General features: G+C 39.2%; 20 protein-coding genes and 1 other RNA gene. 17 read left to right on the top strand and 4 right to left on the bottom strand.

Features of this window, described 5'->3' with window-relative positions:
- The first annotated feature begins 121 nt into the window (after positions 1-121).
- The 9 genes from IR083_RS14900 (at position 122) to IR083_RS14860 (ending at position 11,657) form a co-directional block, all read left to right on the top strand.
- Positions 122-1,423, top strand: coding sequence for a hypothetical protein (locus IR083_RS14900; RefSeq protein WP_194224917.1), 1,302 nt, complete (start codon positions 122-124; stop codon positions 1,421-1,423).
- Between the two features lie 56 nt (positions 1,424-1,479).
- Positions 1,480-2,640, top strand: a complete 1,161-nt coding sequence (locus IR083_RS14895; protein ID WP_194224916.1) for an imelysin family protein — start codon at positions 1,480-1,482, stop codon at positions 2,638-2,640.
- 130 nt (positions 2,641-2,770) lie between these two features.
- Positions 2,771-4,159, top strand: a complete 1,389-nt coding sequence (locus IR083_RS14890; protein WP_194225037.1) for a di-heme oxidoredictase family protein — start codon at positions 2,771-2,773, stop codon at positions 4,157-4,159.
- A 25-nt stretch (positions 4,160-4,184) separates the two neighbouring features.
- Entirely contained in the window at positions 4,185-5,405 is a 1,221-nt protein-coding gene (locus IR083_RS14885; protein WP_194224915.1) for a porin, read from the top strand.
- A gap of 11 nt (positions 5,406-5,416) precedes the next feature.
- Complete coding sequence (locus tag IR083_RS14880; RefSeq protein WP_006799956.1) at positions 5,417-6,142, top strand: hypothetical protein; 726 nt, start codon at positions 5,417-5,419, stop codon at positions 6,140-6,142.
- A gap of 12 nt (positions 6,143-6,154) precedes the next feature.
- A complete protein-coding gene (locus tag IR083_RS14875) occupies positions 6,155-7,300 on the top strand; it encodes a Rid family hydrolase (RefSeq protein WP_194224914.1) in 1,146 nt (381 codons plus the stop codon).
- A 9-nt stretch (positions 7,301-7,309) separates the two neighbouring features.
- Complete coding sequence (gene ccsA, locus IR083_RS14870; protein WP_194224913.1) at positions 7,310-9,697, top strand: cytochrome c biogenesis protein CcsA; 2,388 nt, start codon at positions 7,310-7,312, stop codon at positions 9,695-9,697.
- Positions 9,698-9,925: 228 nt separating this feature from the next.
- Positions 9,926-10,322: a transfer-messenger RNA gene (gene ssrA, locus IR083_RS14865) on the top strand.
- 255 nt (positions 10,323-10,577) lie between these two features.
- Positions 10,578-11,657 (top strand): site-specific integrase, encoded by a 1,080-nt coding sequence (locus IR083_RS14860; protein ID WP_194224912.1) that lies wholly within the window; start codon positions 10,578-10,580, stop codon positions 11,655-11,657.
- Between the two features lie 223 nt (positions 11,658-11,880).
- Here IR083_RS14860 and IR083_RS24805 read toward each other — a convergent pair whose 3' ends face one another.
- From IR083_RS24805 to nhaA, 4 genes are all read right to left on the bottom strand, one after another.
- Positions 11,881-12,306: a LytTR family transcriptional regulator DNA-binding domain-containing protein gene (locus IR083_RS24805; protein WP_194224911.1), complete on the bottom strand. Its 426-nt coding sequence runs from the start codon at positions 12,304-12,306 to the stop codon at positions 11,881-11,883.
- 133 nt (positions 12,307-12,439) lie between these two features.
- A complete protein-coding gene (locus IR083_RS14850; RefSeq protein ID WP_194224910.1) occupies positions 12,440-13,138 on the bottom strand; it encodes a potassium channel family protein in 699 nt (232 codons plus the stop codon).
- An 11-nt stretch (positions 13,139-13,149) separates the two neighbouring features.
- Positions 13,150-14,544 (bottom strand): TrkH family potassium uptake protein, encoded by a 1,395-nt coding sequence (locus IR083_RS14845; protein ID WP_194224909.1) that lies wholly within the window; start codon positions 14,542-14,544, stop codon positions 13,150-13,152.
- 3 nt (positions 14,545-14,547) lie between these two features.
- On the bottom strand, positions 14,548-15,873 hold the full coding sequence (nhaA, locus tag IR083_RS14840) for a Na+/H+ antiporter NhaA (RefSeq protein WP_194224908.1): 1,326 nt from the start codon (positions 15,871-15,873) through the stop codon (positions 14,548-14,550).
- Between the two features lie 544 nt (positions 15,874-16,417).
- On the opposite strand from nhaA, the gene IR083_RS14835 reads away from it, so the two are divergent.
- The 8 genes from IR083_RS14835 (at position 16,418) to IR083_RS14800 (ending at position 25,414) form a co-directional block, all read left to right on the top strand.
- The gene (locus IR083_RS14835; RefSeq protein WP_194224907.1) at positions 16,418-16,777 is read left to right on the top strand and encodes a hypothetical protein; all 360 of its coding nucleotides are present in this window, start codon (positions 16,418-16,420) and stop codon (positions 16,775-16,777) included.
- Between the two features lie 3 nt (positions 16,778-16,780).
- The gene (locus tag IR083_RS14830; RefSeq protein ID WP_194225036.1) at positions 16,781-16,858 is read left to right on the top strand and encodes a potassium-transporting ATPase subunit F; all 78 of its coding nucleotides are present in this window, start codon (positions 16,781-16,783) and stop codon (positions 16,856-16,858) included.
- A 169-nt stretch (positions 16,859-17,027) separates the two neighbouring features.
- On the top strand, positions 17,028-18,716 hold the full coding sequence (gene kdpA / locus IR083_RS14825) for a potassium-transporting ATPase subunit KdpA (protein ID WP_194224906.1): 1,689 nt from the start codon (positions 17,028-17,030) through the stop codon (positions 18,714-18,716).
- Between the two features lie 21 nt (positions 18,717-18,737).
- Entirely contained in the window at positions 18,738-20,753 is a 2,016-nt protein-coding gene (gene kdpB / locus IR083_RS14820) for a potassium-transporting ATPase subunit KdpB (protein ID WP_194224905.1), read from the top strand.
- A gap of 13 nt (positions 20,754-20,766) precedes the next feature.
- The gene (locus IR083_RS14815) at positions 20,767-21,327 is read left to right on the top strand and encodes a K(+)-transporting ATPase subunit C (RefSeq protein ID WP_194224904.1); all 561 of its coding nucleotides are present in this window, start codon (positions 20,767-20,769) and stop codon (positions 21,325-21,327) included.
- Positions 21,328-21,346: 19 nt separating this feature from the next.
- On the top strand, positions 21,347-22,426 hold the full coding sequence (locus tag IR083_RS14810; RefSeq protein WP_194224903.1) for a porin: 1,080 nt from the start codon (positions 21,347-21,349) through the stop codon (positions 22,424-22,426).
- A gap of 136 nt (positions 22,427-22,562) precedes the next feature.
- A complete protein-coding gene (locus IR083_RS14805; protein WP_194224902.1) occupies positions 22,563-23,687 on the top strand; it encodes a sensor protein KdpD in 1,125 nt (374 codons plus the stop codon).
- A complete protein-coding gene (locus tag IR083_RS14800; RefSeq protein WP_194224901.1) occupies positions 23,684-25,414 on the top strand; it encodes an ATP-binding protein in 1,731 nt (576 codons plus the stop codon). Before IR083_RS14805 ends, IR083_RS14800 begins: the two co-directional genes overlap by 4 nt.
- Positions 25,415-25,418 lie beyond the last annotated feature (4 nt).

Raw genomic sequence — 25,418 nt, 5'->3', positions numbered from 1 at the left:
TTTCTTAACTAAATCATACCTAGATGTAGGTATGATTTTATCAAAATATAATAAAAAATAGTGATTGTTAGATAAAATTAACACCTGTACATTTGTCGTCTATTATAAATAGATAAAATTTATGAAGACCCAGATTACGTTATTAATACTACTATCAATCCTCTTCTGTAATAAAATTTTAGCCCAGCAAGAGGCTATCCCTGAAAAAAGCGATACAATCGCAGCAGATACTCCTCCCGAATGGAATTACAATAAATATCGTTTTGGCGGATACGGAGAAATTCTCTTTCAGCAAATGGATTATGGTCCCGACAGGTATAAAGATCCGGCAGGGGCACCAAGCGACAAACGCTCTTATATCTCAATACCCAGAGCCGTATTTTCGTTCGAATATAAATTCAGGCCTGATATTGTATTTTCCACAGAGCTTGAGATAGAATATGGAGGTACAGGTTCTGCGATGGAACTTGAATATGAAGAAGGTGGAGAATATGAAACGGAGATAGAGAAAGGTGGTGAAATAGAACTGGAGCAGTTCCATATAACCAAACGGTTTAGTAATGCCTTTAATATCAGGGCAGGGCATATGATAGTTCCTGTCGGCATTACGAATGCGCATCACGAACCCATATTCTTTTTCGGAACAACCAGACCGGAGGGAGAATCTACGATATTACCTTGCACATGGCATGAAACGGGGATATCGGTACTCGGTTATTTTTCCGGGTTCAGATATGAACTGATGCTTGTTAACGGGCTTGATCCCAATGGTTTTTCATCTGCCAATTGGATAAAAGGCGGGCGTCAAAGCATATTTGAAAGTTCTACGATGACCAATCCCGCAGTTGCCGGAAGGGTAGAATATAAAGGGATCAGGAATTTGAGATTGAGTGTATCGGGATATTATGGGAATACGGCAAAAAATGCAAGTAAACCTCAAAAGATGACCGGAATAAAAGCTCCTGTCAGCATCATTTCGGCGGATGCCCAATACCTGTCAAAGAATCTGGCTGTGAGGGGTAATTTTGTATATGGAAATCTCGGCGCATCGAAGAGAGTATCTCAAATAAACAAAAGTGTATCGAAGAATACAGGTTTTCCCCGCACACCTGTGGCTAAAAATGCTGTAACATATTCCATTGAGGCCGGATATAATATACTCTCGTTCTTCAAAACAAAAGAGAGGTTGATGCCTTTCGTAAGATATGAGTACTACAATAGTGCTGAGAATGTAGAGGAGGGTATGGCCGAAATGCCTATAAACAAAAGGAATATATTCACATTTGGTGTAAACTATAACCTGTTGCCTAATATGGTGCTGAAAGCCGATTATTCGAACAGAAGGCTTGACGGGGGCAACTATAATGATGAGAATACATTCGGATTGGCTTTGGTGTATACCGGGTGGTTCTTCAAAAAATAAGAATATAAATTAATCCGAATCCTTTTAATATCAATTTTACATAATAACCAAAAATAATGAAAAAATTAAGCGTTTATTTTTTACTGTTGTTCTCTGCTTTATATTTCTTTTCTTCATGCGGTGAAGACAGTCCTGAAGGTGAATTTACAGATGACGGGTATGGATATGATTTTACCCAGGTGCTAAAGGTGTATACAGACGATGTTATACTTCCTACCTATGCAGATATGAAAAATAAGGCATGGACCCTTTACGATGCGGTGCAAACATTCAGTACCAGTACAGGAAGAACACAAGCAAATCTGAATGCAGTTTGTGCAGCCTGGCGTGCCACACGTATCCCCTGGGAGCAAAGTGAAAGTTGTTTGTACGGACCGGCAGACAGGCTGGGTCTCGACCCTTCTTTGGACTCATGGCCTCTGAAGAAAGGAGATATAGATAAAATAATCAATTCCGGAAGTATTACTATCGATAAGATTATGGACCCGGGCGTTCACGGTTTTCACACAATCGAATATCTGATATTCTCGGATGGAAATCCTAAAGTGCTTTCCACTACACCTCTTTCCGAAGCAGAAATCCAATATTTAGTAATCGCGACCGAATACCTTAGAAACGACTGCATCATGTTGTGGGCTGCATGGAATGGAACTCAAAATATCAGTGCAAAGGATCAGGCTGTGATCAATACATTTGACGAAGATCCTACCCAATACAATTTTGCTTATAATTTCAAGAATGCAATAACAAGCAGTGGTGTTGACCTTGCCACAATGGATGATGCCATTGATAATATAATTGAAGGATGTGCCGGAATCGCAGATGAGGTAGCCGCCCAGAAAATAGGAGCTCCGAGAGATTTGGCTCTGGATGGAAGAACTGACGAAGCGGTTCTCGAAGTGGAGTCATGGTATAGCTGGAACTCAATCGATGACTATGCAAACAATATCATCAGTATTCGCAACTCGTATTTCGGGGGATTGAATAAAACTACATCCAACAGAAGCCAACACAGCATGTCTGTTTTTGTAGAGTCTAAGAATGCAGCTTTAGATGCAGAGATTACTGCGGCAATCGATAAAGCTTATAAAGCGATTAATGAAGGAATGCAACGTCCTTTCCGTAACAATCTGACCGGAGCTAAAGTGGATGCGGCAATAGATGCTTGTACCGATTTACAATTGAGTTTCGAGAAAATTAAACAGCTGAAAGATTAATAATCTCTTTTCTCTATACTAAGTAATCAACAAATAGGAGAATCAGGGAATAACAATATTACTTAGATTCTGACAGATTTATGAAAAACTATTTATGTTAAGATATAAATTCTTAAAAGTTGGTGTCGTGATGTGTCTTTGCATCACGGCATTTACTGCTTGTAGCGACAACGACGATGATATCATTTACAAGCCCAATGGAAAAGTTGCACATCCGGACGAATTATCGGCCGGAACATCTACCGTATTTATGTCCGGGATCAGGGCATATGATACTCCTGCGCCGTGGGTGAAGGGTGATATGTTGACCCGATTCAATCTGGGAGATCAACTTTATGATGATCCCCGGACAACAGACCAGTCCGATCCGAACAAAGGAGGGCTTGGGCCTCTCTATGCAGGTTATTCGTGCGGAAGTTGCCATAAGAATGCAGGGCGGACTTATCCCACTCTTTTTTCGGAAGGAGGTTCCGGTAAATATGGCTTCTCTTCTATGCTTGCTTATATTACACGAAAGAATGGAGCCTTTTTTCGTCAATATGGACGAGTCTTGCATGATCAATCTATTGTAGGGGTTGAACCGGAGGGAAAGCTTAAGGTAACTTATGAAGAGAAAGAGTATTCTTTTCCTGATGGTGAAAAGTATTCCCTTATCACTCCTCATTATTCTATTTCGGAATGGTATGCCGATGAAATAAAACCCGAAGATCTGATTATTGATGTACGTATCCCTCTCCGGCATGTAGGTATGGGGCAGATAATGGCACTCGATCCCGATGAATTGAGAAGGTTGGCTGCACAAAGCAACTATCCCGAATACGGAATTTCGGGACGGCTTGCCGTCATACAGGAACGCAACAAGACCATGATAGGAGTAGGCGGGAATAAAGCACATCATGCAGACCTGACTGTAGAATTAGGTTTCTCGTCCGACCTCGGAGTTACAAACGACCGCTACCCGCTTGAAGTGAGTGAAGGGCAGTCTCAGAACGTTGGTTACTCACATTACGGTATCCAGATATCAACGCATGATATGGAGAATGTCGATCTGTATCTGAGTACATTGGGTGTTCCCGCACGGCGGAATGTTACGCATGAACTGGTGAAAAAAGGCGAAGAGAACTTCTATAAAGCCAAATGTCATCTGTGTCATACCCCGACTTTACACACCCGGCAGGATGCCCCTGTTTTACTGAACGGGACACGCCTTCCATGGCTGTGCAACCAGACGATACATCCATACAGCGATTTTCTCTTGCACGATATGGGACGTGAGCTGGACAGCGGTTATAAATCGGGAGCCGCCTATACCTATGAGTGGCGTACAACTCCGTTGTGGGGTATTGGTTTGCAGGAAACCGTAAACGGACATACGCACTTTCTGCACGATGGGCGTGCCCGGAACCTTCTTGAGGCTATCATGTGGCATGGAGGCGAAGGTAGTGTGTCGCGGGAGTTGTTCAGCCGCATGTCGAAAGAAGACAGGGACGCTTTGCAGATATTCCTCAATTCACTTTAAACTAAATAGAAAAGAATACATTGATATGAAATTCAGATTTTTATTATTCGCAGGATTACTTCTATCCGTAAATTTATTAGCACAGGAGAGTGATAATAATGATAAATATATCGAAAGCGATGTTATCCCTCTTGCCGGAAAGAAAGGATTCAGCTTCGAAAGTAAGGCCGGGGACTTTGTTTTTAAGCCCTTTGCTCTTGTACAGGCGTCGGCCAAGATGAATTACTACGATGATGAGCAGATTGGCGCCGACGATCAGGACAATGTAGCCAATAGCGGCTTTGAGATAGGAAACGCATTGATCGGCTTTGCCGGAAAGGCTTTCGGGAAAGTAACGTTTAATCTTACATTGAATGCGGCTCAGTCGGGAGATGCTTTGCTTCAGCAGGCATGGGCAGACCTCAATCTGAAAGATGAATTGCGCTTCCGAGTGGGGAAATTTAAAACTCCCTTTAATCAGGCCTATCTTGTGACATTGGGGGAAACGCTTTTCCCATCGTTACCTGTTTCGCTCACTGCTCCGGTTAATATTCCATATTCTATAAATTCAGTCAATCCTAATTTTGCGACCGGATTCGATCTTGGTGTACAGGTACATGGCTTGATCAAGAATAAATGGGAATACAGGGTCGGCATTTTTAATGGAACAGGCATAACAGTGAATAGCGCGAAGAAGACTATCAGCGACGATCTGCACATCCCGTCACTGCTATACTCGGGGCGTATTGCTTATATGCCTAAAGGTGTGATGCCTACCCATCAGGGAAGCCCCGATGATTTGAATAATAATAAATTTTTAGTTGCGCTTTCTTCTTCTTACAATGTGGAAGCCAACTGGCAGGCAAGTAATGATTTTCGTGCAGGTCTGGAGTTTTCCTATTTATATAATCGCTGGTATATTTCGGCAGAAGCCTGTTATTTAAATATGGATTTTGTAGAAAGGCAGCAGGTTTCTCATTCTTACGATTTTGTCGGCGGCTATATTCAGGGAGGTTATTTTGTGAATCCGAAAATGCAATTGGCGGCGCGATATGATTTCTTCGACCGCAACTCATCCAGGACCGATGGTATCCTGAATGCCCCGGCAGTAGGGTTCAATTATTATATCGTCGGTTATAACCTGAAATTACAGGCTATGTACCAGTATCTGGGTAAATGGGGACACGAAAACCAACTCGAGAGGGATAATGATGATTTAGGCCTTGCACAACATTTTGCACAGGTAATGTTCCAATTTTCTTTCTGATAAATAAAATCATGGGAAAGAATAATTTGATAAAATTTTGGATATTGTTTGTCGTCTCACTGCCTGTCATTACTTCAGGTTGCGATAGTGGGGATATATATCCTAAAGATAAGAGTTCGGGCGGAACGGATGTAGATGTTTCTGTCAGTTTCCATTTTACACACATCGAGGCCTTTCCTGAAAGCTATAAGATAGTATTCGGATCTTTCAACGATGATCTGGCGTATCCAATATCATCGAAAGTAATATCTAAACCCTCAGATAATGGAGTGGTTACGGTCTCGTTGGCTAATATTCCGGAGAATACAACATATCTGGCATTATACCTCGTACAAGAGCATAGTAACTATAAGATTTATCCTTTTTATACCTATCCGATAATCAGTATGCCAAAGGAAGATTTTGAGATTCCACTTCAAAATATCGATTTGGCAATGTTTGGGCGGGTGCAGAAACAGGTGTTTTCTCAATGCCTCCAGTGTCACGGGGGAAGCGGATTTGCCGCAGCAGGCCTGCATTTAACCGAAGGGAAGAGCCATGAAGACTTGGTAGGCATAACCGCATTGCACAATACGGATAAAAAGCGGATAAGCCCGGGGAATATTCAGAATAGTTATCTGATGGATATATTGAAAGGCGAAGCCTTGCCCAATCAGCATTCGAGCCTGTCGTCACTTAAAGATGATGATATTGTGCTGGTCGAGCAGTGGATAAAAGGCGGGGCTAAAAGTGAATAATCATAAACAGAAATGGAATATATAAATATAGAATGGGACGACTTGTCCGTCAATATAAATTTAAGTTGCTTCTTACCCGAAGGCGGGGTGGCAGAATATCATGCCATTATTGAGCTGAATAATAAACACAACAATGCTGAAATTCAGTACAGAGATATAGAAGCTGCTTTGGAACGTTTGCAGCAGTCGGACATATTAGATGGTTCCGCATTGGTATTGAAACGGTACTTTGTGAGTGATGCTGTCAATCAATCCCAATTTTTGAAGCGGAAGAACGAGGACGCTGCCGTTTCTGTTGTACAACAGCCACCTCTGAATGGAACAAAAGTATCTGTGTGGGCATATTTTGTCGCTGATAGTGGAATATATACAGACGGTTATGGTACAACAGTTTTGTCGCGCCCTCATTTCAAGCATATCTATAATACTCAATTGCAAAAATCATTGAAGGATGAGTATGCCGAGACGGAATGTATTTTCAATACATATCTGGAATCATTGTATCTGCATGGCTGCACGTTGAAGGATAATTGTATCCGCACCTGGATATATGTGCAGGGAGTAGATGTCCATTACTCAGAGATGGTAAAGGCCCGTATCGCCTGCTTCAACAGGGAAGGCCTGAATAAAGAGACTCACTATATTGCAAGTACGGGTATAGAAGGGCGGTATACTGACGCTCAGACATTGGTATTGATGGACGCTTATGCTGTTAAAGGTATTTCTCAGGAACAAATCAAATATCTCCATGCCTCTACTCACCTGAATCCTACCCATGAATACGGGGTGACTTTCGAGCGGGGAACTACGGTCGATTATGGTGATCGCAGGCATATTTTCATATCAGGTACGGCCAGCATAGATAATAAAGGGGAAATTGTACATCTTACCAACATTGAAAAACAGGTAGAGCGGACAATAGAGAACATAGAAGTTCTGCTCGCAGAGGCGGATGCGGTGATGAATGATATTTCGAAAATGATTGTATATCTGCGCGATACGGCGGATTATCAGATAGTTTCCGATTATCTTGATAAATATTATAAAGAACTGCCTAAAGTAATCGTCTGGGCTCCTGTCTGCCGTCCGGGATGGCTGATAGAAATAGAATGTATTGCAATCAAAAAAATAGAAGCGAACCGGTTTGAAAAATTCTGATCTTGACAGATGAAAAATAGATTGCTGGCATTGTTCTCATTGCAGAAGCTTCCTTTTTGGGGTGTTTTTGTCCTTTCCGTTATTATGGCTTTGGCAACCTTTGTGGAAAAGAGTCATGGCTCGGAATATACCTATTCTCATATATACGGCTCATGGTGGTTTTCCGGTTTGTGGGGATTATTGGTTGTACTTAGTCTTATGGGAATCGTAAAAGGTCAGATATATAAGAATTTACCGTTACTATTCGTCCATATTTCCTTTATACTGATACTAGCCGGGGCTTTTTGTACAAAACTGTTTGCCGAACATGGCTATGTTATTCTCAGTAAAGATACGGATTGTAGCAAAATGCAGGCTGACGCGGATACCGTTGAGCTACCTTTCCGGATGCGGCTGGATACTTTCTATGTTTCATACTATGCAGGGACGAATGCTCCGGCCGACTATATTTCGCATTTCTCTATAATGGATAAACTTTCGGGTAAAACCACGATAGGGGAGGTGTCTATGAATAATATATTCAGTTACAATGGCTACCGCTTCTATCAGTCGTCTTTCGAAGACGATTGGCGAACAAGTATATTGAGTGTCAACCATGATAGTTGGGGGATCCCTCTTACCTATGCCGGTTATGTCTTATTCGTTTTAGCGATGATCTGGTATTTATTCTCGCCCCAAAATGCTTTCCGGAAGTTACTGGATCATCCCCTCCTGAAAAAAGCATTGATAATCATATTATTTATTATTCCGGTATCCTGTTTTTCTCAGATTCTTACTAAGGATAGCTTGTCCGTAAACAAAAAGCAAGCAAAGGAATTCTGTAAATTATGGATGCTGTATGATGGAAGTATAAGCCCTGTAACAACCTTTGCCCATGATTTTACTTTGAAAATTACAGGAAAGACATCATTCAGTTATCTCGATGCAAATCAGTTCCTGATGGGATTTCTCTTTTTTCCTGACAAATGGCAGCAGGTAGCCTTGTTCGAGGTAAAGGATGGTTTGCTGAAAGAAGAATTAAATGCCGGAACGGAAAAAGCTGCATTGATAGATTTCTATGATCCGGAAGGTAACTATAAGCTAAGTAAGTATTGGAAAGATCTGAGCGGTAATTCGCCAAAAACGTCTTTGCTGAAAGAGGTGGAAAAGCTGGATGAGAAGATACAATTAATCAATATGCTTCATAACGGGAGTCTTTTACAGATATATCCGCAAAAGATCGATAATGATGTAAAGTGGTTTTACCCTACGCAAAATCTCAGGACTAAAGATGAACAGAAAAATATAAAACTGATAAGGAATTCTCTTTTGTCTTATTATCAGGCAATTTCGGTCAATAGCGAAGAGAATGCGAAGCTTGCTCTTGAAACGATAAGTGATTATCAGAAAGCGAATGCAGAGGAAGTGCTTCCATCAGACCTGCATCGTGATATAGAGATCTTTTATACCAATGTAAATTTTACCTCGATCTTGTTTAAAATAAATCTTACTCTGGGATTATTGTCTCTCTTATGTGTCTTTTTTCTGGTGGATAAGAGGGTTAAGCATGCAGATAAGATATTCTTCCTTCTGCTTATTTTATCTTTTATCGTGCATACCTTTTCTATTGGTGTCAGGACGTATATAGGAGGACGATTGCCGTTCAGTAACGGATTTGAAACGATGCTTCTTATTGCATGGTCAGCCATGTTGATCGCCGTTTTAGCAGGACGCAAAATGCCTTTGATAGTATCATTCGGCTACTTAATCTCAGGCTGTTCTCTTCTTGTAGCTCATTTGGGTATGATGAATCCCCGGATAACGCCATTGGTACCTGTCCTTTCCTCCCCACTGTTAAGCATTCACGTATCAGTGATTATGCTTGCCTATACATTATTGGCTTTTATTATGCTTAATAGTCTTATTTCATTGATACAAATAGCTCTATGTAGGAACAAAGATGTTGCGGATACTCTGAAAAAACTGGAACAGAATAAAATCTACAGCCTGATCTGTCTCTATCCCGGTCTTTTATTCTTGGGCGCCGGTATTTTTATTGGCGCTGTATGGGCAAATATATCGTGGGGACGTTATTGGGGATGGGACCCGAAAGAGGTATGGGCGCTGATAACATTTCTTGTGTACAGTCTGGTTATTCACCAGAAAAATCTGAAGCTATTTACAGATCTGTTTTTCTTTCATGCCTTTGGCCTACTGTCATTCTCCACAGTGTTGATGACATATTTTGGTGTGAACTACTTTCTTGGGGGAATGCATAGTTATGCGGGGGAGATGCAATTCGATTTTACCATTATTCTCACTACATTGATAGGTCTGGTGATAGCCGGATTGCTATGCATCTCTTATAGAAAATATAAAAAGATTATAGACAGTTATTTACGGAAATCTCAAGAATAGGTTTTGGCAGGGAGTTCTCGAGTAAATAGAATTCCAAAGAGCTCCTTATAAGTGTTGACGCCAAAGAAGTAGGGGTATCAAAAGATCATATGTACGGATATAGATATTCTTTAACTTGTTATGTATCTCAAAAAGAATTATCTTTGTAGCAGATATTGTATTAATAAACATTACTCGATATCTTAGATTGATATTAAAATGTTGTATATCAATTGTAAATAAACCAATGGGGCTGACTGGCTTTGACAGCGAGATGAAATGGTTTGTAAGCATGCAGTGCATAGTCGGCTGGCACTATAATCTTAGACGTCACAAATTTAACTGGCAATAACAATTACGCTCTTGCTGCTTAATCGAAGTATAGTAGATATAGCTTAATCCTTGCACAGGTGTAAGGACAAGACATCACCCGGAAGCTGTGGCTTCGAAGCGTACCGATAAGGTGGTGCAGGCAAATCGGAGATAGGATAGGAGAGGCTTCGGCTTTTATCTGAAATAAAGAAGCTAAGGTTTAGATTGGTGGCTTCGGTCTTGTCTACTCCCTACAATTTAAGCGAAGATAAGCATGTAGAAAGCAAATTAGTTCCTTGTTTGGACGAGGGTTCAATTCCCTCCAGCTCCACAAAGAGAATAAGTGAAATGAATCAAAATCCTGAAATTCAATGAGTTTCAGGATTTTTTATTTTCTATAAAGTGGTAAAAAACGGCAAATTCGGGGATAGTTCACTGATAAATTCGGGGACAGTTTAAAATCCGAAAAATTGTCCCCGAATTAGATTGTAATCTATTCATTTTGTAGAGTTTACCCGAATCTAAAACCTGCCCGTAACAGTTGAATCTCATACTTTTAAAATCAATAAATCATAAAAAATTAAAAGTTATGAGTAGAAAAACCTTCAAGACCTTGTTCTTGGTAAAGCCATCCAGAATCTCGAAAAAAGGAGAAAGCCCAGTCTTTATGCGTATAACTGTTGGAGGACAGCGTATAGAGACAACTATCGCCCTGAATGTGGAACCCGACAAATGGAACAAGTTTGCCGAAAAAGTGATCGGTAAAGACCGTAAATCACAAGAAGTAAATAATCGTCTAGATTCTATCCGGTTGCGTATAATGGAAATTTATCGGGAACTCGAACTTGACGGAGTCGAGATTAACCCGAAAATTATTTTAGACCGCTATCTGGGCAGGGAAGACGAAACCCGTAGGACATTACTCTCTGTTTTTATGGAGCATAATGAAAGGTGTAGGAAACTAGCAGGAAAAGATATGTCGCCGGCTACGGTTATGCGTTACGAAACCTCTTACCGGCATACACAGGAATTCATACAGTTGAATTATAACAAAGACGATGTTTATCTGGAGGAAGTTAATCACCAGTTTATAAAGGATTATGAGTTCTTCTTGAAAACAGAACGTAACTGTAACCATAACTCAGCAACTAAATACCTGAAGAACTTCAAAAAGATTATTCGTATTGCCTTAGCCAACGAATGGATAAAGAAAGACCCCTTTGCCAATATCAAGTTTCATCTCGAGGAAGTCGAGCGCGACTTCCTTGAAGACCATGAATTGAAAAAACTGATGGAAAAGAAATTTGAGATAAAGCGTTTGGATATTATCCGTGATGCCTTTGTTTTTTGCTGCTGGACGGGTCTTGCCTTCAGTGACGTGAAGAACTTAAAGACAGAACATCTGGTATTGGACAATGAAGGAGTCACATGGGTTCGTAAGCGCAGGGAGAAAACTAACAACATGTGTAATATACCTTTGATGGAAGTACCGATGAATATTCTGGAGCGCTATAAACAACATCCCGATTGTGTTCGTAAAGGAGTACTTCTTCCTGTTCCTACTAATCAAAAGATGAATGCTTATTTGAAAGAAATTGCCGATTTGTGCAGCATAAAGAAACAGCTTACGACACACACAGCAAGACATAGCATATTTGTAACTACATAGATAACAAATTGTTACAACTACGTCTCAAAAAATAGGTAACGATTTGGAAACGAGCTAACCTCCTTATTCTACTTTAGCCTGCAATAAACAAAGAACGACTTAGTCTCAACAAATATACTAAATATGGATGATGTCTTAAAAATATATAAGAAATTTTTATATATACTGAGTCTGATTCTATCTTTTTTACATAGATAAAAAATTGAGGCTTATACCTCCCCAACTAATCTCCAATAGCATTTCCTTTTTCAATCCATTTTTTCAAAGGAGTAACACTTAATCTGCTGACAACAGCTTTCTCTTCGGCATTAACATTCAGATGCAAGACTACTTTGCGATTGAAGTAAGGCTCTATAGATAAGATATTGTTCCGATGTACAAGCATTTGTCTATTGATCCGAAAAAACAAGCGAGGGTCGCATACCGACTCTATATAATCCATGTTTTTGAATACTGAAAACTTCTTTCCTTCAAAGGTATACATATAAATAGTCTCAAATTCGATGGCAAATAGAGCAATATCTTTTGTATAAACGATAAGCGATTTTTCTTTTTGCTGTGTAAGAAAGCTTTCCTGATAGGACAGCACCTTTGCATTGGTGGTGTTGTCTGCAATGACCGGAACTATCTTGCGTTGTATATTGCCCACCAAATGCTTGTATCGACACAGAGCATCATGTATCTCACTATCTTTAAATGGCTTAAGTTTCGGTTATTAATTCTTTAGGTATTAATAAATTACCCTTCCTTTTTGAGTAATTTTAAATTAGCCCGGACAACTTCTATTTATGTTTTTTATTCTTGCTTAAAAACTGTTTAATATCTCTGTTTGACCCGTATACAACTAAAATGTCATTTTCTTCTAACATTGTATCGGGGTTTGGTATACCCTGTACATCTGCAACAACTCTGGTTTTACCTATGAAACTTCGTTCTTCTACATTTTTTACGATTGTCAGTACCAGAATATTATATTCTTTACGAAAGCCGACTTCTTCGATCGTTTTGCCGATAAAGATTTCAGGTACCACAACTTCTACAATGCTGTAATTTTCGTTTAATTCAAAAGAATCGACCATCCCCCGAAGCGTTAGTTTCTTTGCCCATCTCTCAGCAGTTTCTTCTTCCGGGCGAACAATCTCATGTACGCCGATTGCCTGTAATACATTCTCATGCAAAGGATTCAAGGATCTTCCGATAAGCCGTTTTACATTCAGATTTTTAAACATCGCTGTTGCCATTATATTAGCACCCTGATCCTCTCCGATACAGACAATAACAACATCCGTGTTTTTTAAAGGTAATGTTTCCACAGCTGCTGCATCCGTTACGTTTAAACAGGCGACATGTGTTATCTTATCTTTCAATTCATTCACCCGTTGCATTTTCGTATCTACTCCGATTACTTCATTGCCCTGCGATGCTAATTTTTCAGCAAGAGAGGAACCGAAAACTCCCAGCCCGACAATAATATATTTCATTTTTTCTTTTTTTAATTGATCAATATTTCTTCTGATGGATAAGTATAATTAGACATCCTTACCTGCTTAAAGAAAGCAATAAGCAAAGTGAGTGTTGTTACACGGCCTATAAACATTAGTATAATCAAGACCAGTTTACTGGCAGAACTTAAGGTTGGAGTTATTCCCAAACTGAGCCCAACCGTGCTATATGCAGAAACCGATTCAAAGATAATATCCAATAATCGTAAGCCCTCATCGAAATATGAAATAAGTAATGACCCTATCCCTAACACAACAACAGAAAGTGTCATTACCGCAAAAGCACGCCTTATTGAAGTCTCAGAAACCTCCCGGCTATACACTTCTATATTTTTCCGCCCTCTGGCTAAACTGATAAAATTCAGAACGGCTATTGCAAATGTACTGGTTTTTATACCTCCTCCCGTAGAGGCAGGAGAAGCTCCAATCCACATCAAGATGATTATAATAATCAGAGACGATAGATGTAACTGATTAAAATCAACTGAATTGAACCCTGCTGTTCGCGGTGTTGTTGCTGTAAACAATGCTGTAACAAATTTTCCGACTCCCTGATGAGAAGATAGTATATTGTTATATTCGTTTATAAAAATAAGGATGGTTCCGATAACAATTAAAGAGAATGTTGTTATCAGGTTGATCTTACTTCCCAGTTTCATCACCCAAGGCTTGTAAACATCTTTTTTATGATTGAAAATCTGTAAGAATGTTCTTCTGATTAAATGTTTCAGGTATTTCAATAAGTTGATTACAATCGGGAATCCTAATCCTCCGAGAACAAAAAGGAATATCAGGCTCAATTGGAATCTGTAGTTATCCACATATCCGTTTTCCATGATACCATGGGGCAATGTGGAAAAGCCTGCATTACAAAAAGCGGATATGGAATGAAATACTGAAAAATAAATCCGATCACCCAGACCAGGCATCAAAGCAGAACTTAAACTAGTAAGAATAAAGAAAGCCCCGACAGCTTCGATGCCAATCGTTATAATCAATATTCGTTTTAACGTTTTAAAGATTTCATCGATCTTTTCTATATTCGAGATGTTACCTATTGTCAGTTGGTCTTCATAAGACGATCCTCCTTTAAAGAAGTAGCTGAAGTAACTGGCGAAAGTTAGTATACCCAAACCTCCGGCTTGAATCATAACCATGATGACTGTTTGTCCGAACAATGTAAAATCTTTACTTGTATCCAATGCTACCAGACCTGTTACACAGACTGCACTCGTTGTTGTAAAAAGAGCATCGATCAGACTGATACTCCCTGTCGTGGATATGGGTAGTAACAGTAAGATTGTTCCGATAAGAATCAAACCTAAAAAACTGAGAACAAACAATCTTGCCGGATTTAATCCGATATATTTTATTCGGGACAACATTATTTATGCTTTTACTGAGCGGCTTAATGTGATATATCCTAACACTCCCCCGATGATAGAAGCAGCAAAAATACCGATCTTAGCCTGTACCATATATTCGGGATGAGTAAATGCCAGCGATGTGATAAATAGCGACATGGTAAAGCCGATAGATGCCAGCAATCCTAAACCAAACAGGTTGCGCACATTCATCCCTTGAGGGAATGGTGCGACTTTAAGCTTTATCAGTAAAAGGGTAAAGCCGACAACACCCACTACCTTACCCACTAACAAGCCTAAGCCTACACCAAGAGCTATATTCGTACTGAATAATTGTTCCATATCAATATTCAGTGAAACACCGGCATTGGCCAGAGCAAATATTGGAATGATAACAAATGTCACTAAAGGATGCATCCTATGTTCTAAGCGTTGCAATGGCGGAATGGCTTTATTGGTATCTATTTTTATTTCTTCCAACAAATGCAACTGGTCATTTGTAAGTGTCGGAATTTCGTTTTTAGGATCGACCTCCCTGAATTTGTTCAGATAATTCTTTATCCGTTCCACAAATAGATTCTCTCTTATTTTCACATCCGCAGGAATCATAAAGGCTGCAATAACAGAAGCTATTGTAGCATGTACTCCTGATAAGAGAAAAGATGTCCATACCCCAAGGATTCCAAATATGGCATAGAACAAAATACTTCTTACTCCCATCTTATTGCCAACAAACATAATAAGTGCAAAAGCAAAGCCTGTGGCAAGGCTGAAGAAAGAGATGTCAGAAGTATAGAAAAATGCAATGACCAAGACTGCACCCAAGTCATCAACAATAGCCAATGCTGTTAGAAACACTTTCAGTGATAGTGGTATTTTACTTCCTAAAAGATACAAAACACCCAAAGCAAAAGCAATATCGGTTGCCATGGGTATTCCCCATCCGTGATGAACTTCTCCTGATGGATTAAACCCGATATAGATGAGTGCGGGTACCAGCATACCCCCGATTGCAGCACCAATAGGCAAAAGGGCTTTGCGGGGATTGGACAATTCTCCTCCAACAATCTCCCTTTTGAGTTCTAGTCCGACGACAAAGAAGAAAACAGCCATCAACCCGTCATTAATCCAGTGATGAATGCTATATTCAAAGAATGGAGTGCCATCGAATATAAATCCCAATTTATGTTCCAATATATGGAAATAGTCTTCGGACCATGGGGAATTGGCTAAAATCATAGCTATGATAACACTCAGCCCGAGGACTATACCTCCGGCCTTTTCTTGTAATATAAACCGCTGAATGGGTTGGACTACCTTATCGATAGCTTCTCTTTTTTCTCCTGTCATCTATGTAAACTTTATAAGATATCGTAGAACTTTAGACGTAAAAGGAAATACATCCTTGTAGTAAATCCAAATGAAATCCAAAAATAAAGATATTTTTTCAGCCAGGATATTTTTTTAACATTTATCGGAATAGTAATTATGCTTGGAACTACAATAAATAATGGAGAGGATACTCGCATTTGAACAGGATTAATAAATATCTTCCTTCTGTTGAAAACAAGGATAATCTTTTCATTAAATACAAGTATGAAATCAAAGCTTTCTGCAATAGCTCTCCATAACCTATCATTTTGATATACATATTATTAAAATGATAGGCTTTCTCTATTTATATGATTGATGTAAATGTGTTATATACAGTAGATTAGATTCAAGTATGATAGTTTGGCATATAAATGGTATATATCTATGAAATGACTGAAAAATTTATAGGTATAACTAAAAAAAAGAAGAATATGCTCACTGTAATATTAGTAATAGCAGGTATAGCCTGTTTTGGACTATTGTATAAATCAATAGATTTTTTTGATAAGATATAAAAACGATGAAAACAAAGATTATAAATACTGTCCGGGAATGGATTCCTGAACAAGAAGCCTGGATAGACGACCTCGTAAAGAGTGATAGCGAGATGACCGAATATGTCGTCTTAAGGAAAATCGCAAAGGTTTGTATCGATAAATTAAAAGTTGGGACTCCTGATGATTTAGCAAGCGTTCAGGAAATCATAAAGGTCATAGCCCTTTTGTATAACGGAGGCAATCAATATACGCGCAATGCGATTGAAAATGAATTCTTCACAGAATTATCATCCATTGAGAGCCCGGCAAGCCTTAAAGAGCATTTACATCTTTTCCCGATGGAATTAAGAAAAGAATATTTAAAAACAATTTTAGAAAACTAAGTTATGATAGCATTATTTATTGTTGCGATTGCCGTATTCGGGTATATCTATTACGTATTGGTAAAACCCGAGAAGTTTTAAACTAAAAGAAACAAAATGAAAAATAAAGCAAATATCTCAAGATTACGCAAATTGGTATCTATACGCCAATCGGTAAAATCGACTCATCTACTAATCGTATTTTTTGCGATAGCGGCCACAATGGGATTTGTTCTTAGACTCATTGAAAACTGAAATTAAAAATAAAAATATGAATACAGAAATTTTAGGCATTATAGCAATGTTTGCATTATCGATAGCATTAGCTATTCCTTTCGGCAAATACATTGCAAAAGTTTATGCAGGAAGTAAAACCTTATTAGATCCTATTTTTAATCCGATCGAGAGATTCTTTTACAAGCTAAGCGGTATTGACCCAAATAAAGAGATGACCTGGAAGCAACACCTTGTCGCACTGCTAACTATTAACTTTGTCTGGTTTTTACTGGGAATGTTAATCTTAATGACACAAGGCAGTTTACCTCTAAACCCGGATAATAACCCAAGCATGTCTCCCGATCTGGCATTTAATACAACCATATCTTTTGTGGTAAACTGTAATCTGCAACATTACTCGGGAGAAACAGGTTTGAGTTATTTCGGTCAGATGTGGCTGATGTTCTTACAATTCGTGTCGGCAGGAACAGGTATGGCTGCAGCTGCTATTATTTTCAGAGCATTCAGGGATAAGACAACTACTCAATTGGGTAACTTTTATAATTTCTTTGTAAAATCCTGTACCCGCATCCTCTTACCAGTATCTTTTATCGTTGCCATAATATTATTGTTTCAAGGCACTCCGATGACTTTTGAAGGAAAAGACAGTATTACCACACTACAGGAGAATACAGTAGAAATATCCAGAGGTCCCGCAGCTGCATTTATAGCCATTAAGCATGTGGGAACGAATGGAGGAGGCTTCTTCGGTGTGAACTCTGCCCATCCGTTTGAAAATCCTACTTATCTGACTAATATGGCAGAGATGATCGCTCAATTGCTCATTCCACTGGCAATGATATTTGCTTTCGGTTATTTCATTGGCCGCAAGAAATTATCGTGGATGATATTCGGTGTTATGACAGTTGGTTTTCTATTGCTTACCATCCCGAATATCGGAATGGAAGCAAGTGGTAATCCTGCAATCTCGGCAATGGGTGTCGACAATTCGCTGGGGGCAATGGAAGGCAAAGAAATCCGCTTAGGAGCACCGGCTTCCGGATTTTGGAGTATTGTCACCACCGTAATTTCAACAGGATCGGTCAATGCTATGCATGACAGTACGATGCCCCTATCAGGAATGAACCAATTATTGGCTATGATGATAAACAGCTTTTACGGCGGTGTTGGAGTCGGTATCCTGAACTTCTTCATATTTATCATTCTCGCTGTATTTATAAGTGGATTGATGGTTGGACGTACACCCGAATTCTTAGGAAAAAAAGTAGAAGCCCGGGAAATGAAAATAGCAATGATTATTGCGCTGATACATCCTTTCTTTATCCTTGTCGGCACGGGGCTGGCAGCAGCATTACCTCACCTTACAACCGAAACACTAAACAACCCGGGTTTTCACGGATTCAGCGAAATGTTGTACGAGTATACTTCATCTTCAGCAAACAACGGTAGTGGTTTTGAAGGCTTAGGAGATAACACATTGTGGTGGAATATCAGTACAGGAATAGTTCTTGTCCTATCGCGGTTTATCCCTATCATCGGTCCTGTTGCTATTGCCGGACTTTTGGCAGAGAAGAAATTTATACCAGAAGGTGATGGAACGCTGAAAACCGATACACCGACATTCGGGCTGATGGTTTTTGCGGTAATCTTTATTATTGCAGCATTATCATTTTTTCCATCATTGGCATTGGGTCCGATTGCCGAATACTTTACTCTTTATTAATTGATCAAAGAAACTCAAGATATGAATAATAATAAATCATTATTTCAAAAAGAGATGCTTCAGGAAGCACTGAAACAATCTTTTGTGAAACTAAATCCTAAAATAATGTTCCGCAACCCAATCATGTTTACTGTGGAGATCGGAACTCTCGTAATGCTAATTGTCAGCCTCTGGACACTTGCCGGAGCACAAGGACAAGGTAGCTTCGGCTATAATTTCACTGTATTCATCATTCTATTCATTACGCTGCTATTTGCCAATTTTGCGGAAGCAATAGCAGAAGCACGCGGTAAAGCTCAGGCAGACAGTTTACGCAAAACGAGGGAAGAAACACCCGCAAAACTTCAGAACGGCAGCGTTGTATCTTCTGCTTTATTAAAGAAAGGTGATGTTTTTGTTTGTGAATCGGGAGATATTATCCCCGCCGATGGAGAGATCATTGAAGGGTTGGCAACAATAGATGAGAGTGCCATTACCGGAGAATCAGCACCCGTAATCAGGGAAGCCGGAGGCGATAAGAGCTCAGTTACAGGAGGAACAAAAGTCCTATCCGATAAAATAATTGTACAGGTCACAACCCAGCCCGGAGAAAGTTTTCTTGACAAGATGATTGCCTTGGTAGAAGGTGCAAGCCGTCAAAAAACTCCCAATGAAATCGCTTTAACGATCTTGCTGGCAGGATTCACGCTTGTCTTCATTATTGTCTGCGTTACATTAAAACCTTTTGCCGACTATGCGAATGTATCTATTACAATTGCTGCGTTTATTTCACTGTTTGTTTGCCTGATTCCAACCACTATCGGAGGGTTATTGTCTGCAATAGGTATTGCAGGTATGGACAGGGCATTGCGGGCAAATGTGATAACTAAGAGTGGCAAGGCTGTAGAAACTGCCGGAGATATTGATGTTCTGCTTTTAGATAAAACAGGTACCATTACAATCGGTAACCGTAAAGCAACTCACTTTTATCCTGCTGATGGAGTAAACAACGATGAGTTTATCAGGGTTGCTGTTCTCAGTTCATTAGCAGATCAGACACCCGAAGGCAAATCAATCGTCGAACTGGCTCAGGTGAATCCGTCAAATTACGATATGCCAGCATCCCGTTTTAAATTTATTGAGTTTACAGCCGAAACACGTTGTTCCGGTGTAGATGTTGGAGATATGCAAATCCGCAAAGGGGCTGCCGATGCTATTCGGTCATTAGCTGAAAAGAACGGTAATCCATATCCGGAAGACGTGGCTAACATGGTGAAAATAATCTCAGAAAACGGAGGAACACCTTTAGTTGTCTCGGTTAACAATAAGATTGTTGGTACGATTGAATTACAGGATATTATTAAACCGGGGATACAGGAACGCTTCGAACGGTTACGCAAAATGGGAATAAAAACAGTAATGGTAACCGGAGACAATCCTCTGACTGCAAAATATATTTCGGAAAAAGCAGGAGTTGATGACTTTATAGCCGAAGCCAAACCCGAAGATAAAATGAACTATATAAAAAAAGAACAAAATGAAGGACGGCTGGTTGCCATGATGGGTGACGGAACTAACGATGCTCCTGCTCTGGCTCAAGCCAATGTGGGTGTAGCGATGAATAGCGGGACACAGGCAGCCAAAGAAGCAGGAAACATGGTCGATCTGGATAATGATCCGACCAAACTGATTGAGGTGGTAGAAATCGGCAAGCAATTGTTAATGACAAGAGGTACACTTACCACATTCAGTATTGCTAATGATGTCGCTAAATATTTTGCTATCATTCCGGCATTGTTTATTACAGCAATCCCGGCTTTACAGAGCCTCAACATTATGAAATTGAGCAGTCCCGAAAGTGCTATCCTTTCAGCCATCATTTTCAATGCAATCATTATCCCGATCCTAATTCCTCTAGCTCTGAAAGGAGTCGCTTATAAACCAATAGGAGCATCGGCTCTTTTAAGACGGAACCTTCTTATCTACGGTTTAGGAGGAATTCTTGTTCCGTTTATCGGAATCAAGTTGATTGACATAATTGTATCATTATTTATTTAAAAAAGACAAGACAATGAAAAAAAATATTTCCCCTGCAATAAGATTAACTTTTGTTCTGATCATTTTGCTTGTAGTACTTTATCCTATAGCAGTTTGGGGGATTGCTCAACTCTCTCCGAATCAAGGTAAAGGAGAGATAATAGAACACAATGGTAAAAAGTACTATTCAAATATTGGGCAAGCATTTACAGACGATAAATATTTCTGGTCAAGACCATCAGCTGTCGATTATAATGCAGGAGGGTCAGGCGGAAGTAATAAAGGTCCATCCAATGAAGAATATCTGGCACAGGTTCAGGCACGTATTGATACATTTCTTGTACACAATCCGAAGGTAAATAAAGCTGAAATACCTGTCGGTTTAGTGACTGCCAGCGGAAGCGGACTCGATCCTGATTTTTCGGTACAAGCTGCTAGGGTGCAAGTAAAACGTATAGCAAAAATTCGCAAGATAGACGAAGCTAAACTACTTGAGCTAATTGATACCCAAACAGAAAAACCTTTGCTTGGTTTATTCGGCCCTGAGAAGATCAATGTATTGAAGCTAAACATAGCTTTGGATAATTTAAAATAACAAAGTCAATCTAAAAAAGATGAAAAAGAGTTTGATTCTTCTGGCAATATTGCTGGGAGCAGGGCAAGTGATGTCCGCTCAAGAAAAAGAAAATCCACTCACAATCAGTGGTTATGGCGAAGTATACTATCAGTATGATTTTAATAATCCACTGAACAACACACGTCCTAATTTCGTGTACAGCCAAAATCGGAATAATGAATTCAACCTGAATTTAGGCTTTATCAAAGCTGCATATAATACTGAAATGCTTAGAGCTAATTTAGCTATCGGTGTAGGAACTTACATGAATGCCAATTATGTGGCAGAACCCGGAGTCCTGAAAAATATCTATGAAGCCAACATTGGAATTAAACTTTCCAAAACTCATAATTTATGGCTGGATGCCGGAATTATGCCCTCTCACATCGGGAGCGAAAGTGCAATCAGTAAAGATTGCTGGACATTAACAAGGAGCATGGGTGCAGAAAATAGCCCTTACTTCGAAACCGGGGCAAAATTGACCTATTCAACAGCCAATGAAAAATGGACAGCCAGTTTACTTGTTGTTAATGGATGGCAACGCATACAACAAGTTGATGGAAACAGTGTTCCATCCTTCGGGCATCAGCTAGTCTACAAACCAAATGATAAACTGACGCTTAACAGCTCTTCATTTATAGGAAATGACAAAGCTGATAGTATCCGCCAGATGCGTTACTTTCATGATCTCTATGCTATCTACCAGATAAATGATCAATGGGGTGTTTCCGCAGGATTTGATATAGGTATCGAGCAAAAAGAAAAAGGAAGCAGTAAATATAACAGTTGGTATTCACCGGTTTTAATTGTCAGATATAAACCATCCGATAAGCTTGCTTTTGCGGCACGAGGTGAATATTATTCCGACAAGAATGGAGTCATCATCTCATCTGATACGCCTAACGGATTTCGGACGCTTGGTTATTCCCTGAATGCGGATTACTATATCTTGTCTAATCTGGTTTGGCGGACGGAAGTAAAAAACTTCGATAGTAAAGATGCTGTTTTTTTAGACAGAGATGATAATATGAAGAAAAATAATCTTTCTGCCATAACAAGTATTGCCGTCAATTTTTAAAACTGATTTAATTATCAGAACTCTTGCCAATTATAGACAAGAGTTTTGTACTTTTATTTTATATATAAAACTACTTTCAAAATAAACTGTTTCTATACTAAGGATTTAAGGACTAAATTGAAAATCGTATTAAACGATGGATGAGGAAAGAAAAAGTGCTGAATATTTTCTCAATTTGATCAAGCAATCGAAGAGAGGGAAATTTAAACTATATATCGGGATGATTGCCGGTGTTGGCAAGACTTACAGAATGCTTCAGGAAGCGCACATTCTGCTGGAAGGAGGTGTAGATATCAAGATCGGCTATATCGAAACCCACAACAGAAAAGAAACTGTTGCATTATTGGGTGGAATACCTGTGATTCCCAGAAGAAAGATTTTTTACAAAGGCAAAGAGTTGGAAGAACTGGATGTGCAGGCTGTTATAAATTTACATCCCGAAGCTGTAATTGTAGATGAACTGGCACATACTAATGTAGAGGGAAGTAAGAATGAAAAACGTTGGCAGGATGTTCTTGAAATACTCGAAGCGGGCATCAATGTAATCAGTGCGGTAAACGTTCAGCATATAGAAGGTCTGAATGAAGAAGTGAAAAAAATTACAGGAATAGAAGTTGCTGAGCGTATTCCTGACCGTGTGATAGCGATGGCTGATGAAGTCGTGAACATAGATTTGTCTGCCGATGACCTGGTAAGCCGGCTTAAAGATGGTAAAATATATCCGTCCGATAAGATACAGGCTGCTTTAGCTAATTTCTTTAAGACGGAACACATACTGCGTTTACGGGAATTAGCTTTAAAAGAGGTAGCAAGCCATGTATTGAAAAAAGCTGATGATGAAACATTGTCTTCTCAGCCCGGATTGCATAAAAACTTTATGGCATGTATAGGCAGTAATGGGAAGAAAGCCAATAATATTATCCGCAAAACAGCACGTCTGGCCAGTTATTATAGCGGCGAATGGTACGTTCTGTATGTACAAACCCCAAAAGAAGGAGCCGACAAGATAGCCTTAGACAGCCAACGAAAATTGATAAACAGTTTCAAAATGGCTATTGAGTTAGGAGGACAGGTAATACAGTTAAAACATAAGAATATACCGGAAGCTATTCTCGAACAAGCCATTAAGAAAGATGTATCGACTGTTTGTATCGGGATGCCTTACATCAGCAGATGGCGAATGTTATTCTATGTCGCCACATATAAAAAAATATTAAGTGAATTAAAAAAAAAAGGTATAGACCTAATTATTCTGTCATGAAAATAAAGACCAAGTTAACATTCGGAGTAGGACTGCTCTTCTGCCTGATTATATTATTGGCAGGAGTAAGTATTTGGTATATCAATGATCTGAGAAGAGATACAGGGAATATACTTATAGCAAATTACAATACACTTGAATATTCCCGTAATATGTTGCTCGCACTGGATGAAATGGAAGGCAATCCGAAGGCTGTATCTTCATTTGAAACGAATCTAAAAAAGCAACTGAAAAATGAAACTGAAACGGGGGAGTCGGAGATAACATTGCAAATATCCAATCTTTTCTCGGACTTGAAAGACAATACAGCGAATGACAGCCTCAAAGTTATAATACGAAAGGATATTGCAGCTTTGATGAAACTCAACATGGATGCAATTGTCCAGAAAAGTCATATAGCAAATAATACTGCAGAGAATGCTATTATCTGGATCATTATAACAGGAGTGCTGTGTTTTACCATTGCTTTTGCTTTGCAGGTCAAACTACCAGGAAACATCGCAAATCCGATCCTTCAATTGACTGAGAGTATAAAAGAAATAGCCAATCAGAATTATCGGCAACGGCTAAACTATGAAAGCCATAATGAATATGGAGACCTGGCTAAATCGTTCAATATAATGGCCGAGAAGCTGGAAGAATATTCTAACAGCAGACTAGAGAAAATACTTAAGGAAAAGAAGCGAGTGGAAACCCTTATCAATAACATGCATGATCCGGTTATCGGGCTCGATGAGCATAAAGTTATTATTTTCATCAACGATGAAGCCTTGAAAATAACAGGCCTATCCCGCGATGAAATTTTAAATAAACCGGTTCAGGATATTGCTGTTACCAATGATCTGATCCGTACACTTATTGTGGATTTGATTCATCCTTCAGCAAAAAAAGATGAAGGGCCTTTAAAGATCTTCTCTGATGAGAAAGAATCTTATTTTGAAAAAGAAATCATCCATATAGAAATCAATAAAACAGGAGAACATATAACAGAACTGATAGGCTATGTTATCCTATTAAAGAACATCACTATTTTTAAGGAACTGGATTCAGCTAAAACGAACTTTATAGCAACTATATCACACGAGTTGAAAACGCCGATATCTTCTATAAAGATGAGTACGCAGTTACTTGAACATAATGCCACAGGATCGTTAAACGATGAACAAAAACAGTTAGTAGAGGGTATAAAAGAAGACAGTACGCGGCTCTTACAAATCACCGGAGAACTACTGAATATGTCTCAGGTAGAAACAGGAAACATTCAGTTGAATATTCAATCAACAGATCCTACCCTTATTGTCAGGTATGCTATTGACACAACAAAATTACAGGCAGAGCATAAGAAGATAAAACTTCAGGTGGATATGGAACCTGAGATTCCTGAAATCATAGCGGATGCCGAAAAAACAGCATGGGTATTAATCAACTTCCTGACCAATGCCATCCGTTATTCAATGGAAGACAGCGATATTATCGTTTCTTTGAAGAAAGATGACAAGGGTGCATTATTCTCCGTACAGGATTTTGGTAAAGGCATTGACTCCAGATATAAGAAAAAAATATTTGAGCGTTATTTTCAAATTCCGGGAAGCTCAAAATCAGGATCAGGACTAGGATTGGCGATCAGTAAAGAATTTATTGAAGGTCAAGGAGGAATAATTGGTGTGAATAGCGATCCGGGTATGGGAAGCACATTCTTTTTTATTATTCCATACAACAAAAATTAAGTTC

The organism is Dysgonomonas sp. GY75 (genome assembly GCF_015234155.1).
GTDB classification, from domain to species: Bacteria; Bacteroidota; Bacteroidia; order Bacteroidales; family Dysgonomonadaceae; genus Dysgonomonas; species Dysgonomonas gadei.
This window is presented reverse-complemented; position numbering and strand designations above follow the sequence as displayed.